Source organism: Vibrio genomosp. F10 str. 9ZD137, assembly GCF_049974785.1.
Lineage (GTDB): Bacteria > Pseudomonadota > Gammaproteobacteria > Enterobacterales > Vibrionaceae > Vibrio.
On record NZ_JBNGCJ010000022.1, the window covers coordinates 1 to 569 of the forward strand.

The 569-nt window shown below is 36.9% G+C and carries 1 protein-coding gene; it reads right to left on the reverse strand.

Annotated elements, in window-relative coordinates; all coding sequences use genetic code 11:
* Nucleotides 1-107: 107 nt before the first annotated feature.
* Nucleotides 108-524: a bleomycin resistance protein gene (locus ACP45E_RS00320; RefSeq protein WP_017038646.1), complete on the reverse strand. Its 417-nt coding sequence runs from the start codon at nucleotides 522-524 to the stop codon at nucleotides 108-110.
* Between the last annotated feature and the right edge of the window lie 45 nt (nucleotides 525-569).

Below are 569 nucleotides of genomic sequence, written 5' to 3' on the forward strand. Positions count from 1 at the left end.
AATGTAATAGGCCGCCTAACGCCCACATTAAGCGGACTAAAATTGTTTGCCAAACTTGTTGAGGAACGAAACATGGCAAACTGTTTTAGTTCCGTTTAAATTGCTTGTTATGCGCCTGAATTGTCGCAACAGAACCTAAATAAATAACCATCAGGATCTTGAACAATAAATTGCTTCTGTACAGCAACTTGATCTGCACATTGGTATTCTTTGGTTTCCATTTCAAGAAAAATCGAATCTGGTACAGATGCCTTTACTCTAAAATACAATTCATCTATTTCAGAAACGTCCCATTGGAAATTGACGCCTCTGCCAAATGGTTTTTCCATTTTATCAGTAATCCATCGACGGCCAACTCCGTTTATTCCTTCAGCCATTATATCAACGTCATTTAAAGTGAAATATACAAACTCTTCTTCGACTCTTTCATATTTCACTTCAAAGCCAAACACTTCAACATAGAATTTTTTAGTAACTTCAATATCTTCGCAATACAATTCTGGAACCAATTTGAAACTGGACATATATATTCTCTACGGTTGGCGCATAACGCCTTACTAAGTGGCGCT